Genomic DNA, 17,800 nt, shown 5'->3' on the forward strand with positions numbered 1-17,800 from the left:
GCGCGGATCAGGTGCGAGGCGGCTCGGCGAAGCCCGTCACCAGGGCGTCCGCCTGCGCCAGCCCGCTCTCCGCGGAGATCTCCCGCACCGTCTGCGCGGACCGGATCGTGGCGAACGCGACCCGGCCGTCCGCGATCCGGTAGCCGTACACCGCGGGCCTCGGCAGGCTGTTGTACGACCAGTGGGCCGAGAAGTAGTACCCGCCCGTGTCGTGCAGCACCACCAGGTCCCCCTCAAAGAGGGCGGGCAGCGGCCGGTCGTGCGCCACGACGTCCCCGGCGAAGCAGAGCGGCCCGGCGACGTCCTGCCGGACGAGGGGCGTGCGCTTGGGCGTGCCGTCCGGGCCGTACGCGGACACCCGCAGCGGCCAGTCGTCCGGCATGAAGACGGTGCGGGTGGCGACCTGCCCGCCGGCGTGGGTGAGCGCGACCCGGCGTCCACCGGCGTCCTTGACGTACTCGACGAGGGCCGCCGTGAAGCCGTTCTTCGCGATCAGTGAGCGGCCGAACTCGGTGACCACCTGGTAGCGGCCGTCCAGCAGCGCCGGCTCGGCGGCGGTGAGCGCGGCCACGTATTCCGCGTAGGTGGGCGTGACCGTGTCGTCGGCGAAGTTCACCGGCAGCCCGCCGCCCAGGTCGAGGCTCGTCACCTGGCGGCGGCCGACGTACGCGTTGATCTCCTCGGCGAGCCGGTGGGTCTGCGCGAGGCCCTCCGCGATCAGCGGCAGGGGGCAGCCCTGCGAGCCCACGTGCGCGTGCAGCCGGGTCAGCCACGGGCGCCGCGCGAAGGCCTCCACGACGCGGGTGCGGGCCCCGGGATCACGCAGGGCCACCCCGAACTTGGAGTGCGCGGTCGCCGTGCTCATCGCACCGATCGCCCCGCCCCCGACCTGCGGATTGACCCGTACCCCGAGCACCGACGCGCAGTCCTCGGGGCGCAGCGCGTCGATCCGGTCCAGCTCGTCGAGATTGTCCGCGTTGAGCGCGACGCCCAGGGCGAGGGCCTCCCGGATCTCCCGGCGGGTCTTCGCCGGCGAGTCCAGCACGATGCGCGCCGGGGCGAACCCCGCGTCCAGCGCCAGTCGCAGCTCGCCGGGGCTCGCCACCTCGCAGCCCATGCCGGCGTCGGCGAGCAGCCGCAGCACGGGCACCAGGGAACAGGCCTTGGCGGCGAAGGTGTGCAGGACGTCCGGCACCTGCGCGAACGCCTCGTGCAGACCGGCGACGCTGTCGCGCACACCCCGCCCGTCGACGAACCCGGCCAGCGGCCGGTCCTCGCCGAGCAGCCCGTCCGTGACGGCCTGCCGGACGGCGAGGGCGACGGGAGAGTCGTCGTTCGGCTGATCGGTCGGCCGGTCGGCCGGGGCGTCGGCTCGCCGGCCGGTCCGCTGGTTCTCGGTGGGGAGCAGCACGTGCTCGTCTCCTTCGGGCGAGGAAGGGTGTCACGCGGTCGGGTGACACTTCCAGATTCCTCCCGCGCCGGCCGCACGTCTTCGGGAGCCGGGCCAAAGACAAGCGGAACCTTTGTGTCAGCGGACAGCATCCGGCACTCGGGCGCTCAGGATCCCTCGGGCGGGACCAGCCGCGCCGCGAGTCCTACGGCGGAAAGTCACGAGACCGGTGACATCGCCGATCCCCGCGCGACGGTCCCGCCCCGACAGTGGCACCGCCAGCCCAGCGGCGGCGCCCCCCGCGGCCCGCCCGACCGAGAGGACGACCCCTCGTGCAGGATCACATGCGCACCGGTGCGGCCCGCCGCGCCTCCACCGGCTCCCCCCACCGCAGGTCCGGACAGCTCGCCCGGCTCGCGACGGCGGTCGCCGCCGTCGTCGGCCTCACCACGCTCAGCGGCCCCGGCGCGCAGGCGGCGGACAACCCCTACGAGCGGGGCCCGGCGCCGACCACCGCGAGCATCGAGGCGGCACGCGGTCCCTACGCGGTCTCCCAGACCACCGTCTCCTCGCTCGCCGTGACCGGCTTCGGCGGCGGCACGATCTACTACCCGACCAGCACCAGCGACGGCACCTTCGGCGCGATCGCGGTCTCGCCGGGCTACACCGCCACCCAGTCCTCCATCGCCTGGCTGGGCCCGCGGCTGGCGTCCCAGGGCTTCGTCGTCTTCACCATCGACACCCTCACCACGCTGGACCAGCCCGATTCCCGCGGCCGCCAGCTGCTCGCCGCCCTGGACCACCTCACGCAGGTCAGCTCCGTCCGTACCCGCGTCGACGGCAGCCGGCTCGGCGTCATGGGCCACTCGATGGGCGGCGGCGGCAGCCTTGAGGCCGCCAAGGCACGGTCCTCGCTCCAGGCCGCGATCCCGCTCACGCCGTGGAACACCGACAAGACCTGGCCCGAGGTCGGCACACCCACGCTGATCGTCGGCGCCGACGGCGACACGATCGCCCCTGTCGCCGGCCACGCCGAGCCGTTCTACTCCTCGCTGCCGTCTTCCCTGGACCGCGCCTATCTGGAGCTGAACAACGCCACCCACTTCACCCCGAACTCGTCGAACACGACGATCGCGAAGTACAGCATTTCGTGGCTCAAGCGCTTCATCGACAACGACACCCGCTACGAGCAGTTCCTGTGCCCGCTTCCGCAGCCGAGCTCGACGATCGACGAGTACCGGGGCAACTGCCCGCACTCGTCCTGAGCCAGGTGAGGAGAACGGGGTCGCTGCCGTCGCCGTCGCTGTGCCCGTGCACGCGGCGCGGCGGCGGTCGTTGGGACCCGGCACAAGGTGTGCCACGGCCGTCGCGCACGAACCCACTGGTGACAGGCCCCGAACGGCCCGCGTCGGCGTCGTCGCCCACGCGGTCGCACGGCTTCCACCGCTCGTTACCCGTACGTAACGTCACGGGAATGACCGGACAGACGACCGCCGCCGACGGCGGTGTGCGGGTGGTGACCGGTGAACCCGGTTGCGGCCGCACGGCGTTCCTGGCCCGTGCCGCCCGCTCGTGCCCGGCCGCGTTCGTGGTCGGTGTTCGGGCCGACCGGGTGACGTCGGCCGTACCCCTCGGAGGTCTGCGCGCGCTGCTGCGCGCCCTCGGCGCACCGGTGGGCCCGTGGGCCGCCACGGGGCAGCCCTGCGCGGCACTCCTCGACGCCCTGCGGGCCGCCTCCGCCGGCCGGCCGATGCTGCTGTGCGTCGACGACGCGCATCTGTGGGACGCCCCCACCCGGGCCGCGGTGGGGCGCGCCGCCGAGCAGCTGCGCGGCGACGGCCGGCTGAACGTGCTGCTGAGCGTGTCGGGACACCGCCCGGTAGACCGGGAGTTCGCCGCGCTGCCGGTGGTCCGCGTCGACCCGCTCTCCCCGGTGGAGGCTGCCGCGCTCCTGGACGAGGCGACGGGCGGGGCTCTCGACCGGGCCGTGCGCGACGACCTGGTGGACGCGGCCGAGGGCAGTCCGGCCCTGCTGCTGGCCATGGTCCGGCGGCTGTCGCCCGCCCAGCTCCGCGGTCACCGCAGGCTGCCCGGCCCGCCGGCCGACGCCGAGCTCCTGACCGGCCTGGCCGGACGCTTCCTGACCGGGTTCACGCCCGCGCAGGAGGACCTGCTGCTGACGGTCGCGGCGGCCCTACGGGACGCGGACGACACGGAGGACACCCGGGTCGGCCTGGCACTCGCGCGGCGGGGCGCGGAGCACCTGCGGGCGACGCGTCCCGCCGCGGAGTCCGCCCCCGCCTCCGATCCGCCGCCCGAGGTGCTCGTCCTGGCCGACGGCGAGGTCGGGTTCCACAGCGACCTGCTGCGCCGCGCGGTGTACGCGGGGGCGCGGCCCGAGCGGCGCCGTGCCGCGCACCACGCGCTGGCCCGGGCTCTGGAGGAGGCGGGGTCCGCGAGCCTGCCCGTCCTGCTGCACCGGGCCCGGTCCGCCACCGTGCCCCGGCGCGGGGCGGCTACCGAACTGGCCGCGGCGGCCGACGACCGGACGCTTCCCCGGAGCCTTCGGTGCGCGGCGTACGCCCACGCCGCCGCACTGGCCGAGGACGGCACACGGCGCGCGCAGTGGTACACGGCCGCCGCCGAGCAGGCCCTGCTCGGCGGCCGCACGCACCGGGCCCTGCGGCTGCTCGACAGGGCCCGGGACGACGCTGCGCCCACGGCGCTGCGCGGCCGCGTCGAACTGGTCCGCGGCACCACGGTCCTGTACGACGGCCCGGTCGACGAGGCTCGCGCATCCCTGCTCCTGGCGGCCCGCCTGCTGACCGAGTCGTCCCCACGGCAGGCCCAGTCGGCCCTGCTGGCCGCGGTGGACGCCGCCTGGGCGGCAGGCGACGCCCAGGGCTGCCTGCACCTGCTGAGCACCGGCGCCGACTCCCCGGATCCCGCCTCGGAGCGCCCGCACATACTGGCCGACGGTGAGCACGGCCTTCTCCCGGATCCCGACGCGCGGTCCGGCCCCCGGCCGCTCGGGGAGTGGGCGGCGGAGCAGTCGGGGCTTCCGGGCGACGCGCCGGGTCGTTTGCTGGTGCCGGGCGGTGGGGATGGCGTCCTGGATTCCGACGTGCGGTCCGGCTCCCGGCCGTTCGGGGAGTGGGCGGCGGAGCAGTCGGGGCTTCCGGGCGACGCACCCGGTCGTTTGCTGGTGCCGGGCGGTGGGGATGGCGTCCTGGATTCCGACGTGCGGTCCGGTTCCCGGCCGTTGGGGGAGTGGTCGGGGCGCCGGGGCGACGCCCTGGGCAGGCTGCACATGCTGGGTGGCGAGGACGGTGGCCCGGGCGCCGGCCCACTGCCCGGCGTCCGGCGGTCCCGGGACCGTTCGGTGGACCGGCCTGAGTCTCCCGGCGGTCCGGCGTACGACGGTGGGCCGGTCCGCGCAGGCGGCAGCGCCGTGTCGCGTGGCTATCGCACGGGCCTGCGGGCCCTGCTCGAAGGGCAGTTCGCGCAGGCGGCGGGACCTCTGCGGCGGCTGGTGGTGGACGCGGAGGCTGCGGGGGACGCGGCGGGCGCCGACGAACCGGACACGGCGTTGCGCGCGGCCGCCGCCGCCCTGTTGCTGGGCGACCTGGCGGCCGCCCGCCGCGCCGGGGCACGGGCCCTGGCCGCCGCCCGTACCCCCGTGACCGCCGCGGCCCTCGCGCGGGCCCGGGAGTACCTCGCCTACGCCGAGCTGCGCGCCGGACGGCACACGCTGGCCAGGACCCACGCGGAGGAGGGGCTGCGGGCCGCGCACCGCACGGGGCAGCGCAACACGGCCGCCCACCACCACGCGGTACTCGCCCTCGCCGCGTCGATCGAGGGCGCTCCGGAGGAGGTCGCCGCCCACGTGGACACCGCGCTGGCCACTGCCCGGCGGCACGGCCTGGTCCAGGCCGCGACGCTGGCGGAGTGGGCGGCGGCCCGCGCCGACCTCGCCCGCGGGCGTCCCCGGGAGGCCGCGGACCGGCTCGGTCCCCTCGTGCGCCCGGGGCCGCGCAGGGGGCACTTCGCGGTGTGGATGCTCGCCGTGCCCTGCTTCGTGGAGGCCGCCGCCTCGACCGGACGGGCCGACGACGGCGTCGTCGAGGTCGTCGAGGAGTTCGCCCGGTGGGCCGGATTCGGCGCCGACCCGCAGGCCCCCGCCCAACTGACGCGCTGCCGTGCGCTGCTGGCTCCGGCGGACCGGCCCGACGCCCTGTTCCGTCGTGCGCTCGACCTGCACGACGTGGCCGCCGGCGGCGACTTCGAACGTGCCCGCACCGAACTGCTGCACGGCAAGTGGCTGCGCAGGCGCCGCCGGCTGAGCGAGGCCCGCGACCGTCTCGGCGCCGCCCTCGTCGGCTTCGAACGCTGCGGCGCCCGCGCCTGGGCGGACCAGGCCCGCGCCGAACTGCGGGCGGGGGGCGTGGCGCCGGGAGGCGGCGTGAGAGCGATGGGGCCGGGCCTCGGGCTGGACGGACTGACACCACAGCAGCTGCGGATCGCGCGGTGCGTCGCCGAGGGCGCCACCAACCGGGAGGTGGCGCTGACCCTCTCGGTCAGCACCCGAACCGTCGACTACCACCTGCGGAAGGTCTTCGCGGCGCTGGGCGTCCGCTCACGCGTCGAACTGGTGCGCATGGTCGAGAAGGCCGGACAGGAGGGCTGACCGGAGAGAAAACAATGGTGCACACCCCTAGGGACCGACCGGACGGTATGCCATCCTTCGTGGCAGGACGAGTCGGACGGCTGGACACTGCCCAGGGGGAGGACCGCGATGCATCAGGCCCTACGGTCACGGACCGTCTTCCGCCCCGCGGCCGGTGCGCCGGCGGCCCCCGGCCCCCGGCCGCATCCCCGGCACGTCCGGTCGCTGATCGACGCCGACGCCCTCCGGGTCCTGCACCGTGCCGCCCGGGTGCTCCTGGCGGACTTGCCCGACCTCACCGACCGGCTGGTGGCCGCGCTCCAGGACCAGGAGCCCGCCTACCGCGCGGCCGTGACGAGCGATCCCGCCGCCATCTGGCAGGAGGTGCACCGCTCGCTGCGGCACAGCGTGTCCTCGCTGATCGACCCGCGCGGCAGCCGGGACGCGGCCCGCCGTTGCTCGTGGAAGATCGGCGCCACCCGCGCGGAACAGGGCCTTCCGCTGGACGCCCTGCTGCACGCGTTCCGGCTGGGCGGGTCCCTGGTGTGGCAGGGCCTCATCGAGGAGACCTGCCGCACGGCTCCCGAGGACGTGCGGCTGCTCGTGCACATCGCCGCCGACGTGTGGAACTTCGTCGACGAGCACTGCACCCTCGTCGCGGACGCCTACCGGCAGGTCGAGCGGCAACTCGCCTGGCGGCGCGAGAACCGCCTGCGGGTGCTGGCCGGCGCCCTGCTCGACGGCGCCAGCCGGATCGCGGACCTGCCCGAGACCGCCCAGGCGCTGGACCTCCCCGAAGAGGGCCGGTACGTCGTCGTGGCGGTGACGGCCGGCTGTCCCTCCGACGCCGCCGGCGCGCGGGCCGCCCACGGCCGGGGCAGGCGCGTGTACTGGCACACGGGGGTGGAGGTGGACTACGGCATCGTCCTCCTGGGTGAGGACGAGAGCGAGATCGAGGGCGCAGACGAGGGCGGGAGCGGGAGGGGGAGTGGGGGTCGGAACGCCGGCTCACCGGCCCCGACGTCGGCCGTCCCGCCGGCTTCCGGCAGCGCACGGACCGGGGTCGGCACGGCGGTGTCGGGACTGGCCGCGGTCGGCGACGCCCGCCGCCTCGCGGACATCGCGCTGGACATGTGCCCGCGGACCGGAGGCGCGATCCGGCTGACCGAGCACCTCCCGGCCGCGCTGGTCGTCTCGACCCCCGACCTGGGTACGGCGCTGGTCGAGCGGGTGCTCGGCCCGCTGGGCGGTCTGGAACCCGCCGACGAGGCCGTCCTGCTCGACACCCTGGCCACCTGGCTGGCCTGCGACGGCTCCGCCCAGCGGGCGGGGGAACGGCTGTACTGCCACCGCAACACCGTCCTCAACCGACTGCGCCGCTACGAGCAGTTGACGGGCCGTTCCCTGTCCCGGCCGGCCGACCTGGTGGAGATCAGCCTCGCCCTGACGGCACGGGGCCTGCGTACCCGCTGAACGCCCGCCGTCGGCGTTATGGAACGACAAACACCTTTTGGCCGGAGTTACCGAACAGTCGCCTATGGCGCCACCCGTGAAAGTCGTCCGCCTTGTGAGATGGGATGCGTTCAGCGTGCACGAACGTGCGAGGATCATTTTCAGCCATGCACGGCGGGCCATACTCTTCACACTTCTGACACAAATTTCACGCTTTCGCTAGGTGAGTTATAGTCACCGTCCAAGCATCAACTATTTCGGGGGACGCTCGGACCAGGTGGGGGCTTGGTCCGGTCGACGAGTGCGTGGCATCGTCTGCGCATCCCCGCAGCAGTCTCGTGGGGGTTGGGTAAGTGGAACATTGGCTGGATGAGGCCCAACCTGGCGGGGCTGACGATGCATCCGGGCCCGACGGCTCCGCGCTCACCGGGCGCAGAACCGGTCTTCAGGCGAGGGTGCCGGGATCCGGGAGCTTCTGGGAGGCCGCGGAGGAACCCGGTTCCGCGCGCACCGAGACGGCGGCCCCCCTGCCCGGCGGCACCGCGGTGCACCCCGCCTTCGCGGACACCTTCACGGACGCCGCCACGGCCGAGCCCCTCCACGACGCGGACGAACTGACGGTGCAGCTCGCGGGCATCGACCCGGCGTCCACGGCTGGTGCCTTCGGCGGTCGGTTCGAGTCCCACGGCGCCCCCGGTATCGCCGGCACCCCTGTCTTCGTCGACGAGTCGGGCCGCCGCAGCCGTCGGCTGCGCCGGCTCGGCGTGGCTGTCGGCATCGCCTGCTCCGTGTACGCCGTCGTCATCGTCGCCACCCTCGTCTCCGGCAACTCCAGCGCACCCTGGCTGCCCCTGCCGGGACAGGGCGACGACACGCCCGCCGGGAAGGTCGAGACCTCGTCCGTGCCGTCGGTCTCGGAGAGCCCCTCGGGCTCGGACCGCGCCGCTCCGGACGCGGGCTCGTCGGATTCCGTCCCGACGGCATCGTCCATGGGTGGCGCCACCGACGTGCCCGGTGTCACCACGAGCCCCGGCGGGACCGAGGCGTCCGCGCTGCCCGAGGCGTCCACCGGGACGACGGCCGTGCACCCCACCGCCACGGCGACCGTGTCCGGCCCGGCCGCGTCGGAGTCCGCCGCCGCCTCGCCCGAGGCGAGCCAGCCCGACGGCGGCGCGAGTGCCTCGCCGAGCGCCGTCGACGACACCGGGGGAACCGGCGAGATCGTCGGCGAGGCGAACTCCGCGTCCTCCGTCGGCTGACACCGCTTCCGCTCTGCTTTTGCTCGGTCCCTCTCAGCTCCCGCTCAGCCCCGCTCATCTCCCTTCCTGTCCCGTTCTGGAGCACACCTTCCGATGGCATTCCCCGCCCGCCGTCGCAGGGCCGCAGCCGCGGCCCGTGACAGCGCCGCCCGGCGCCGCCGCGTACCGATGCGCCTGATGCTGCCGAGCCTCGTCCTCATCGCCATGATGGCGATGCTGATGGTGCGCGGTTACGTCCACAGTGAGATCCTCGCCGACCACCGCGTCCAGCCCGAGGCGTCCACCGGCAAGGTGCCCGACGAGATCCTGGACGGCGGCCCGGTCATCGACAGCCGTGGCGGCCGCAGCACCAGCCGCGAGGTGCCCGACCACCGGCTGGTCCTGACCTTCGACGACGGACCCGACCCGGTGTGGACCCCCAAGGTCCTGGACGTGCTCAAGAAGCATCACGCGCACGCCGTCTTCTTCGTCACCGGCACCATGGCCTCCCGCTACCCGGACCTGGTCCAGCGCATGGTCGACGAGGGCCACGAGGTCGGCCTGCACACCTTCAACCACCCGGACCTGTCGTTCCAGTCGAAGAAACGTATCTCCTGGGAGCTGTCCCAGAACCAGCTCGCGCTGGCCGGCGCGGCGGGCATCCGCACCTCGCTGTTCCGCCCGCCGTACTCGTCCTTCGCCGACGCGATGGACGACAAGTCCTGGCCGGTCACCCAGTACATCGGCTCGCTCGGCTATCTGACCGTCGTCAACAACACCGACAGCGAGGACTGGAAGAAGCCCGGCGTCGAGGAGATCATCAGGCGCGCCACGCCCGAGGGCGGCAAGGGCGCGATCGTCCTGATGCACGACTCCGGCGGCGACCGTCACCAGACGGTCCAGGCACTGGACCGGTTCCTGCCCGAGCTGAAGTCCCGTGGCTACGAGTTCGAGAACCTCACCGAGGCACTCGGCGCGCCCAGCGCACACACCCCTGTCACCGGCCTCGACCTGTGGAAGGGCAAGGCCTGGATCTACCTCGTCGCAGCCGCCGAGAACATCACCGGAGTGCTGATGGTCGGCCTCTCGGTGATCGGTGTCCTGGTCATCAGCCGGTTCGTGCTCATGCTGCTGCTGTCCGCCCTGCACGCCCGCAGGGTGCGCCGGCCCGGGTTCAGCTGGGGCCCGCCGGTCACCGAACCGGTCTCGGTGCTGGTGCCGGCGTACAACGAGGCCAAGTGCATCGAGAACACCGTCCGCTCGCTGATGGCGAGTGAGCACCCCATAGAGGTGCTCGTCATCGACGACGGTTCCTCCGACGGCACCGCGCTGATCGTGGAGGCCATGGGCCTGCCGAACGTCCGGGTCGTCCGCCAGCACAACGCGGGCAAGCCCGCGGCCCTCAACCGGGGCATCGCCAACGCCCGGTACGACCTCATCGTGATGATGGACGGCGACACCGTCTTCGAGCCGTCCACCGTCGGTGAACTGGTGCAGCCCTTCGGCGACCCGAAGGTCGGCGCCGTGGCCGGCAACGCCAAGGTCGGCAACCGGGACTCGCTGATCGGCGCCTGGCAGCACATCGAGTACGTGATGGGCTTCAACCTCGACCGCCGGATGTACGACGTCCTGGGCTGCATGCCCACCATCCCCGGCGCGGTCGGCGCCTTCCGCCGCTCGGCCCTGGAACGGGTCGGCGGGATGAGCGACGACACGCTCGCCGAGGACACCGACATCACCATGGCCATGCACCGCGACAACTGGAAGGTCGTCTACGCGGAGAAGGCGCGCGCCTGGACCGAGGCCCCGGAGTCCGTGCAGCAGCTGTGGTCCCAGCGCTACCGCTGGTCGTACGGCACCATGCAGGCGATCTGGAAGCACCGCCGGGCGGTCTTCGAGCGCGGCCCGTCCGGCCGGTTCGGCCGCGTGGGTCTGCCGTTCGTCTCGCTGTTCATGGTCCTGGCCCCGCTGCTGGCCCCGCTCATCGACGTCTTCCTCCTGTACGGAGTCGTCTTCGGCCCCACCGAGAAGACGATCGTGGCCTGGCTGGGAGTCCTGGCCGTCCAGGCGGTCTGCGCGGCCTACGCCTTCCGGCTCGACCGCGAACGCATGATCCACCTGATCTCGCTGCCCCTCCAGCAGATCCTCTACCGCCAGCTCATGTACGTCGTGCTGCTCCAGTCCTGGATCACCGCCCTCACCGGCGGCCGGCTGCGCTGGCAGAAGCTGCGCCGCACCGGCGCGGTCGAGGCGCCGGGCGGTCCCGCGCCGCGTCAGCGCACCGGCGGCACCCACGACCGGAGGCCTGTCGCATGACCCAGGGTTACCCGTCCGGGACGAACGCGGGTCCCGAGCGGACGCCGGCCTTCGGCGTCCCCCGGCAGCGGACTTCGGGGGCCCTCCCGGAACCTCCCGCCACGGCCGGGGCCGAGGGCACGACGGCCGCCAGGAAGCCGGGGCGCGACCGCTACCTCGACCTGCTGCGCACGATCGCCCTGGTCCGTGTGGTCGTCTACCACCTGTTCGGCTGGGCCTGGCTCACCGTGCTGTTCCCGTCCATGGGCGTCATGTTCGCCCTGGCGGGCTCGCTGATGGCGCGCTCGCTGAAGCGTCCGCCACTGGGCGTGATCCGGGACCGCGTCCGGCGGCTGCTGCCGCCGCTGTGGCTGTTCGGGGCGGTCGTCCTGACGCTGATGTTCGCGGGCGGCTGGAACCCGCTGGACGACCCCGACCACGGGGGCACCCTGGGCGTCGTCGAACTGCTCAACTACATCGTCCCGCTCGGCGCGCCTCCGTTCCCCTGGGACATCGGCTCCAAGTCCGGCCTGCTGGAGAACACCTGGGCGGTCCAGGCCGCGGGCGTGCTCTGGTACCTGCGGGCCTACCTGTGGTTCGTGCTCGCCTCGCCGCTGCTGCTGTGGGCGTTCCGCCGAGCGCCCTGGGTCACGCTGTTCGCGCCGCTGGCGCTGACGGCGGTGGTGGGTACGGGCCTGGTGTCCATACCGGGCGAGACCGGCAACGCGGTCAGCGACTTCGCCGTCTACGGCAGCTGCTGGGTGCTGGGCTTCGCCCACCAGGAGGGGCTGCTCGCGCGGATTCCCCGCTACGCGGCGGTCTCCTGCTCCGCACTCGTGATGGCCTTCGGCCTGTGGTGGGCCTCCGGGCACCTGGGACCGGACGGCTGGGACCTCAACGACATCCCGCTCGCCCAGGCGGCCTGGTCCTTCGGCTTCGTGGTGATCCTGCTCCAGTACTCGCCCTCGTGGCAGGAACTCCCGGGCCCACTGGCCCGTTGGGACAGGCTGATCACGCTCTCCAACAACCGGGCCGTCACGATCTACCTGTGGCACAACCTGCTGATCATGGCCACGGTCCCGATCATCGACCTGGCGTACGGACTCCCCTTCATGGAGAGCCCGAGCATGACGTCCGCCCTCGACTCCAGCTACATGCTGTGGATGTTCGTGCTGGTCTGGCCCCTCATCGCGGTGATGATCCTCGCGACCGGCTGGATCGAGGACATCGCGGCGAAGAGGAAGCCACGCCTGTGGCCCGACGGCCGCAGGAGCAAGGCACGACGCGCGAAGTGACGTGCCGGCGGGCGGGCGGTCCCGGCCGCCGCCGCTGAGCCCGGCGGCCCGTGGCCAGGTCGCGCCGTCCACGACGTTCGTGCCCCCACGACGTCGGTGCCGTCCGCTCTGCCGGCAGGTACCGCGCGCCGGCGGCGGTCGGCGGGCCCGCCCTCCCGCCCCTCGCGTCCCACCGTTCGCGGGTATCCGCGGCTCGTCGGCCTGGGCAGCCGCACAACCCCGCCGACCTCCCGTTGGGGTGGCGCAGCGACCCCGCGTCCGCGCCTGTACCGCCCCTCCTCCGGCGTGCTGTCGTGAGCTCCCCTTCCCCCGAAACTCCGTGCCCGCCGGCACGGACCCGAGGAGCCGCGATGCCCGGAGTACCCCCGCAGGAGCGGCCCGCGCTGCACGTCGAGGGTCTCGACGTGACGTACGGGCGGGCCTTGTCAGCCCTGCGCTCCGTGTCCCTGACCGTCCCGCACGGCGCGGTCGTGGCGCTGCTGGGCGCCAACGGCGCCGGCAAGTCCACGCTGCTGCGGGCGGTGTCGGGCACCCTGCGCCTGCACCGCGGCACCGTCACGGCCGGCCTCGTCCGCTACGGAGGGACGGTCCTGGACGGCCGTGACCCGGTGGCGGCGGTGCGGGCCGGCGTCGTCCAGGTCCCGGAGGGCCGCCGGGTCTTCGCCGGCCTGACCGTGGAGGAGAACCTGCGCACCGGCGGCCTCGGCCTCGGCCGCCGGGCACCCGAACAGGTCCGGGAGGCCCGCGACCGCGTGTACACGCTGTTCCCCGTGCTCGCCGAGCGCGGTCGGCAGGCCGCCGGTCTGCTGTCCGGGGGAGAGCAGCAGATGCTGGCCATCGGGCGGGCCCTGATGGCCGCACCACGGCTGCTCCTGCTCGACGAGCCGTCCCTCGGCCTGGCCCCGCGCATGGTGTTCCGGATCGCCGAGGTGATCCGGGAGATCAACGCCCAGGGCACGGCCGTCCTGCTGGTCGAACAGAACGCGGGCATGGCGCTGTCCCTCGCCGACCACGCCTACGTCCTGGAAGTGGGCGAGGTCCGGTTGTCCGGGCCGGCCGACGACCTCGCGAGCACGGACGCGGTACGGCGCCTCTACCTCGGTGACGACGCGGGCGCCCAGGGGGCCGCGTGAGCCTGCGCCCCACCACTGCCACCGCTCCCGGCCGTCCCGCGGCGGCACCCCCCGAACTACGGGTTCAGGACGTGACCGTGCGCTTCGCCGGCCTGACCGCCCTGGACACGGTGTCGTTCACCGTCGCCCCGGGGTCCGTGCACGCCCTGATCGGCCCCAACGGCGCCGGGAAGTCCACCTGCTTCAACGTCCTGTCGGGCCTGTACCGCCCGGTGTCCGGACAGGTGCGGCTCGGCGACGAGACACTCACCGGACTCGCGTCCCACCGGATCGCCGCCCTCGGCGTGGCCCGTACCTTCCAGAACATCGTCACCACCGAGGGCACCGTCGCCGACAACCTCATGCTCGGCCGGCACGTGCTCTCCCACGCGGGCTTCGCCGCGACCGCACTGCGTCTGCCCCGTGCGGTGCGCGAACAGCGCGCCCACCTCGCCCGGGCCCGGGAGATCGCCGAACTCACCGGACTGGCGGCCCGCTTCGAGACGCCCGTCGCCCTGCTGTCGTACGGCGACCGCAAGCGCGTGGAGCTCGCCCGAGCCCTCTGTCTCGAGCCGCGCGTCCTGCTGCTCGACGAGCCCGTGGCCGGCATGAACGGCGCCGAACGCGCCCGGACGGCCGAGGTGATCCACACCGTCCGCGCGGAACTCGGCCTGTCCGTCCTGCTGGTGGAGCACGACATGGGCCTCGTGATGCGGCTGGCCGACGAGGTCACGGTGCTCGACTTCGGCCGGCGCATCGCCCACGGCACCCCCGACGAGGTCCGCCGCCATCCCGAAGTGCTGCGCGCCTACCTCGGCACCCCCGGCGAAGAGCCCCCCGGCGAGGACGCCACAGCGCAGGACACCACCGCACAGGGCGCCGCCCTCGAAGAGGAATCCGACTCCGAAGGGGACTCCGTATGACCGCCTTCCTCGACAGCATCCTCACCGGGCTCGCGCTCGGCGCGGTCTACGCCCTGGTCGCGCTCGGCTTCGTCGTGATCTTCAAGGCGTCGGGGGTGCTCAACTTCGCCCACGGATCGCTGCTCCTGTTCGGCGGCTACCTCGTCGCCGTCCTCCACGACGACCTCGGATTCGCCGGCGCCCTCGCGGTGTCCGTCCTGGCCACCGCGGCGCTCGCCGGAGCCCTCGACCGGCTGCTGCTCCAGCGCGGCGACCCCGATCCCAAGGCCGCCCATGTGCAGACCATCGTCACCATCGGCGTGGACATCGTGCTGCTCACCGACCTCTCCCGGCGTATCGGCGGCGACCTGCTGCCCCTCGGCGACCCGTGGGGCGATTCGGTCACCCGCCTGGGCCCCGTGACCGTCGCGGACAGCCGGCTCGCCGCGATCGCCGTCTCCGCGCTCGCCATCGGCGCCGTCTTCGCCCTGTTCCGCCACACCTCCTGGGGCCTGTCCCTGCGGGCCGCCGCGGAGGACACGGAGGCGGCCGCCCTCATGGGCGTCCGGCTGAGCCGGGTGCGCATGCTGGCCTGGTGCCTGGCCGGCGCCCTGGCCGCGCTGGCCGCCGTGTTCCTCGCCGCGTTCCCCGCCCCCGGGCTGGAACGGACCACCGGTCAGATCGCCCTCAAGGCCTTCCCGGCCGCGATCCTCGGCGGCCTGACCTCCCCGCCCGGCGCCCTGGCAGGCAGCCTGCTGATCGGCCTGACCGAGGCCCTGGCGGCCGGCTACCAGTCCGAACTGCACGTGCTGGGCGAGGGGTTCGGCGACGTCGCCCCGTACGCCGTCATGGTGGCCGTCCTGCTGGTGCGGCCCACCGGACTGTTCGGCGCGAGGGGAGCGGCTCGTGTCTGAGCGGATCCCCAAGGGCGCCGTCGTGCTGCTGGCCGCCCTCCTCCTGTGCGCGCCGCCCTTCTACCTGGACGCCTTCTGGCTGCGCATCGGCCTGTTCTCGATGGCCGCCGCCATCGGCGCCGTCGGCCTCGGCCTGCTCACCGGCACCGCCGGCCAGCTCTCGCTGGGGCACGCCTTCTTCCTCGCGGTGGGCGCCTACGGCTACACCTGGCTGGCCGGAGAGCCCGGCCCCGGACTGCCGACCGGGCTCGCCGCCCTGCTCGCCGTGCTGCTCGCCGGGGCGGCGGGCGGACTGTTCAGTCCCGTGGCCGGCCGGGTGCGCGGCATCTACCTCGGCGTCGCCACGCTCGCCCTGGTCTTCCTGGGCCACCACGTGCTGCTCACCGCCGACTCCGTCACCGGCGGGTTCAACGGCCGCTCCGTGCCCCCGCTGAGCCTCGGCGGGTTCACCTTCGGCGACGACGATGGCGGTCTCGTCGTCCTCGGCGTGCCGTTCGGCGCCGAGGAACGCCTGTGGTTCCTCGGCCTCGCCCTGCTGGCCGGCACCTGGTGGACCGCGCGCGGTCTCCTGCGCGGCCGCCCCGGGCGCGCCCTCGCGGCCCTGCGCGACAGCGAGACGGCGGCCGCCGTGATGGGCGTCGACGTCGCCCGCCACCGCGCGTCGGCCTTCGTCGTGTCGTCGATGTACGCGGGCCTGGCGGGGGTGCTGCTCGCGCTTGCCTTCCGGCGGGTCGTCCCGGACTACTTCGGCCTGGCCCTCTCGGTCGACTACCTGGCGATGATCGTGATCGGCGGCCTCGGCTCGGTGGCCGGGGCCGCCGCGGGCGCCGTCTTCGTCACCGCGCTGCCCCTGCTGATGACCCGTTACGCCGACCAGCTGCCGCTGGTGACCGCCCCCGGGACCACCGACGGCGGGGTGGGCCCGACCGAGGCGGCCCGCTACCTCTACGGCGCGGCGATCGTCCTGGTCCTGCTGTACGCCCCCGACGGACTGAGCGGCATCACCCGCCGTGTCCGCGCCCGTCTGCGCCCCGCCGCCACGGCCCCGGCGCCCGCCACCCGTCCATCCGCCACCGCCGTCCGAACCAAGGAGCCCACCCCGTGAACCGCACGCACCACGGACACCGCGTCCCCGGAACCCTCCTCGCCGCCGCGCTCGCGGCCCTGCTCGTCGCGGCCACCGGCTGCAGCTCCAAGGCGGACGGCGACAGCGGCTCCGACAGCGCCGACGGCGTCAAGTCCGGCCCGGGAGTGACGGCCAAGACCATCAGACTCGGCGCCCTCACCGACCTGACCGGCCCCTACGCCACCCTCGGCAAGAGCATCGTGCAGGCCCAGCAGCTGTGGGCCGACGAGACCAACGCCGCAGGCGGCATCTGCGACCGCAAGGTCGAGATCGTCGTCAAGGACCACGGCTACGACGTGCAGAAGGCGGTCACCGCCTACGCCGACATCGCCCCGGACGTGGTCGCGCTGCCGCAGGTCATCGGATCCCCCGTCGTCGCCGCCCTCCTCGACGACATCGAGCGCGACCACCTGCTCACCTTCCCGCAGGCCTGGGCGGCCTCCCTGCTGGGCAAGGACTCCGTCCAGGTCATGGGCACCACCTACGACGTCGACATGATCACGGCCGTCGACTTCCTCACCCGCACCAAGGGCCTCGCCAAGGGAGACTCCATCGGACACGTCTACTTCGAGGGCGACTACGGCGCCAACGCCCTGGAGGGTTCGACCTGGGCGGCCGAGAAGGCCGGGCTGAAGATCGTCCCGCAGAAGATCAAGGCGACGGACACGGATCTGACCGCCCAGGTGTCGGCGCTGGGCAAGGCGGGCGTGAAGGCCGTCCTGATCAGCGCGGGCCCGGCCCAGACCGCCTCCCTGGTGGGGGTCGCCGCCTCCCGCGGACTGAAGGTGCCCGTCGTCAGCAGCGCGCCCGGCTACGCACCGCAGCTGTTGAAGACGCCCGCGGCACCGGCCCTGCTGGGCCTGCTGAACGTGGTCAGCGCGGCGCCCGCCGTCAGCTCGGACCTGCCCGGAGTCCAGAAGATGGTGACCGCGTACGGGAAGAAGTACCCGGCCTCCCCGGTCGACTCCGGGGTGCTGTCCGGCTACAACGCCGCCCAACTGCTGGGCGCCGACCTGAAGAAGGCCTGCGCGGCCGGCAGCCTCGCCCGGGAGGACGTGGTGAAGGCGCACCGCGGGCAGAAGAGCGTCGACACCGGACTCGGCTCCCCGCAGGACTTCTCCGACGTGTCCCGCCCCGCCGCCCTGTCGACCTATGTGCTCAAGCCGGACGCGAAGGCGGTCGGCGGCCTGGTGGGCGTGGAGGACGCGCACCAGGCGCCGGGCGTGACGGAGTACCTGGCGAGCCGCTCCTGACCCGCACTCCCGTGATTCAGCGGCCGTGCTGCTGAATGCGTTCGTTTATCTCCATTGGACCCGCGGGTGACGGCGGGGTCAGGCTGGAGGACGTCCGGTGCACCGCGATCACCTCCCGGTGCACCGGACTTAGCCCTGCCCGCCCGCATCCGAAAGA

Annotated in this window: 12 protein-coding genes; 11 read left to right on the forward strand and 1 reads right to left on the reverse strand. The window is 73.7% G+C overall.

The window, feature by feature from the left end; all coding sequences use genetic code 11:
• Positions 1–7: 7 nt before the first annotated feature.
• Positions 8–1,411, reverse strand: a complete 1,404-nt coding sequence (locus QQM72_RS08110; RefSeq protein ID WP_314220082.1) for a type III PLP-dependent enzyme domain-containing protein — start codon at positions 1,409–1,411, stop codon at positions 8–10.
• Between the two features lie 323 nt (positions 1,412–1,734).
• On the opposite strand from QQM72_RS08110, the gene bdeA reads away from it, so the two are divergent.
• The 11 genes from bdeA (at position 1,735) to QQM72_RS08165 (ending at position 17,643) form a co-directional block, all read left to right on the forward strand.
• Positions 1,735–2,655: a bis(hydroxyethyl) terephthalate hydrolase gene (gene bdeA / locus QQM72_RS08115; protein ID WP_314220159.1), complete on the forward strand. Its 921-nt coding sequence runs from the start codon at positions 1,735–1,737 to the stop codon at positions 2,653–2,655.
• A gap of 209 nt (positions 2,656–2,864) precedes the next feature.
• The gene (locus QQM72_RS08120) at positions 2,865–6,077 is read left to right on the forward strand and encodes a helix-turn-helix transcriptional regulator (protein WP_314220083.1); all 3,213 of its coding nucleotides are present in this window, start codon (positions 2,865–2,867) and stop codon (positions 6,075–6,077) included.
• 108 nt (positions 6,078–6,185) lie between these two features.
• Positions 6,186–7,529, forward strand: coding sequence for a PucR family transcriptional regulator (locus tag QQM72_RS08125; RefSeq protein ID WP_314220084.1), 1,344 nt, complete (start codon positions 6,186–6,188; stop codon positions 7,527–7,529).
• 434 nt (positions 7,530–7,963) lie between these two features.
• Positions 7,964–8,767, forward strand: a complete 804-nt coding sequence (locus QQM72_RS08130; protein WP_314220085.1) for a hypothetical protein — start codon at positions 7,964–7,966, stop codon at positions 8,765–8,767.
• 93 nt (positions 8,768–8,860) lie between these two features.
• On the forward strand, positions 8,861–11,062 hold the full coding sequence (locus tag QQM72_RS08135) for a polysaccharide deacetylase family protein (RefSeq protein WP_314220086.1): 2,202 nt from the start codon (positions 8,861–8,863) through the stop codon (positions 11,060–11,062).
• A complete protein-coding gene (locus tag QQM72_RS08140) occupies positions 11,059–12,336 on the forward strand; it encodes an acyltransferase family protein (RefSeq protein WP_314220087.1) in 1,278 nt (425 codons plus the stop codon). Before QQM72_RS08135 ends, QQM72_RS08140 begins: the two co-directional genes overlap by 4 nt.
• Before the next feature lie 350 nt (positions 12,337–12,686).
• Positions 12,687–13,469, forward strand: coding sequence for an ABC transporter ATP-binding protein (locus tag QQM72_RS08145; RefSeq protein ID WP_314220088.1), 783 nt, complete (start codon positions 12,687–12,689; stop codon positions 13,467–13,469).
• A complete protein-coding gene (locus tag QQM72_RS08150) occupies positions 13,466–14,371 on the forward strand; it encodes an ABC transporter ATP-binding protein (protein ID WP_314220089.1) in 906 nt (301 codons plus the stop codon). The genes QQM72_RS08145 and QQM72_RS08150 overlap by 4 nt, the downstream gene beginning before the upstream one ends.
• On the forward strand, positions 14,368–15,264 hold the full coding sequence (locus QQM72_RS08155) for a branched-chain amino acid ABC transporter permease (RefSeq protein WP_314220090.1): 897 nt from the start codon (positions 14,368–14,370) through the stop codon (positions 15,262–15,264). Before QQM72_RS08150 ends, QQM72_RS08155 begins: the two co-directional genes overlap by 4 nt.
• Positions 15,257–16,369 carry a branched-chain amino acid ABC transporter permease gene (locus QQM72_RS08160; RefSeq protein ID WP_314220091.1) on the forward strand — a complete coding sequence of 371 codons (1,113 nt, stop codon included), beginning with the start codon at positions 15,257–15,259 and terminating at the stop codon, positions 16,367–16,369. Before QQM72_RS08155 ends, QQM72_RS08160 begins: the two co-directional genes overlap by 8 nt.
• On the forward strand, positions 16,366–17,643 hold the full coding sequence (locus QQM72_RS08165) for an ABC transporter substrate-binding protein (RefSeq protein ID WP_314220092.1): 1,278 nt from the start codon (positions 16,366–16,368) through the stop codon (positions 17,641–17,643). Before QQM72_RS08160 ends, QQM72_RS08165 begins: the two co-directional genes overlap by 4 nt.
• Positions 17,644–17,800 lie beyond the last annotated feature (157 nt).

The sequence above is a fragment of the Streptomyces zaehneri genome, assembly GCF_032248645.1.
Lineage (GTDB): Bacteria > Actinomycetota > Actinomycetes > Streptomycetales > Streptomycetaceae > Streptomyces > Streptomyces coriariae.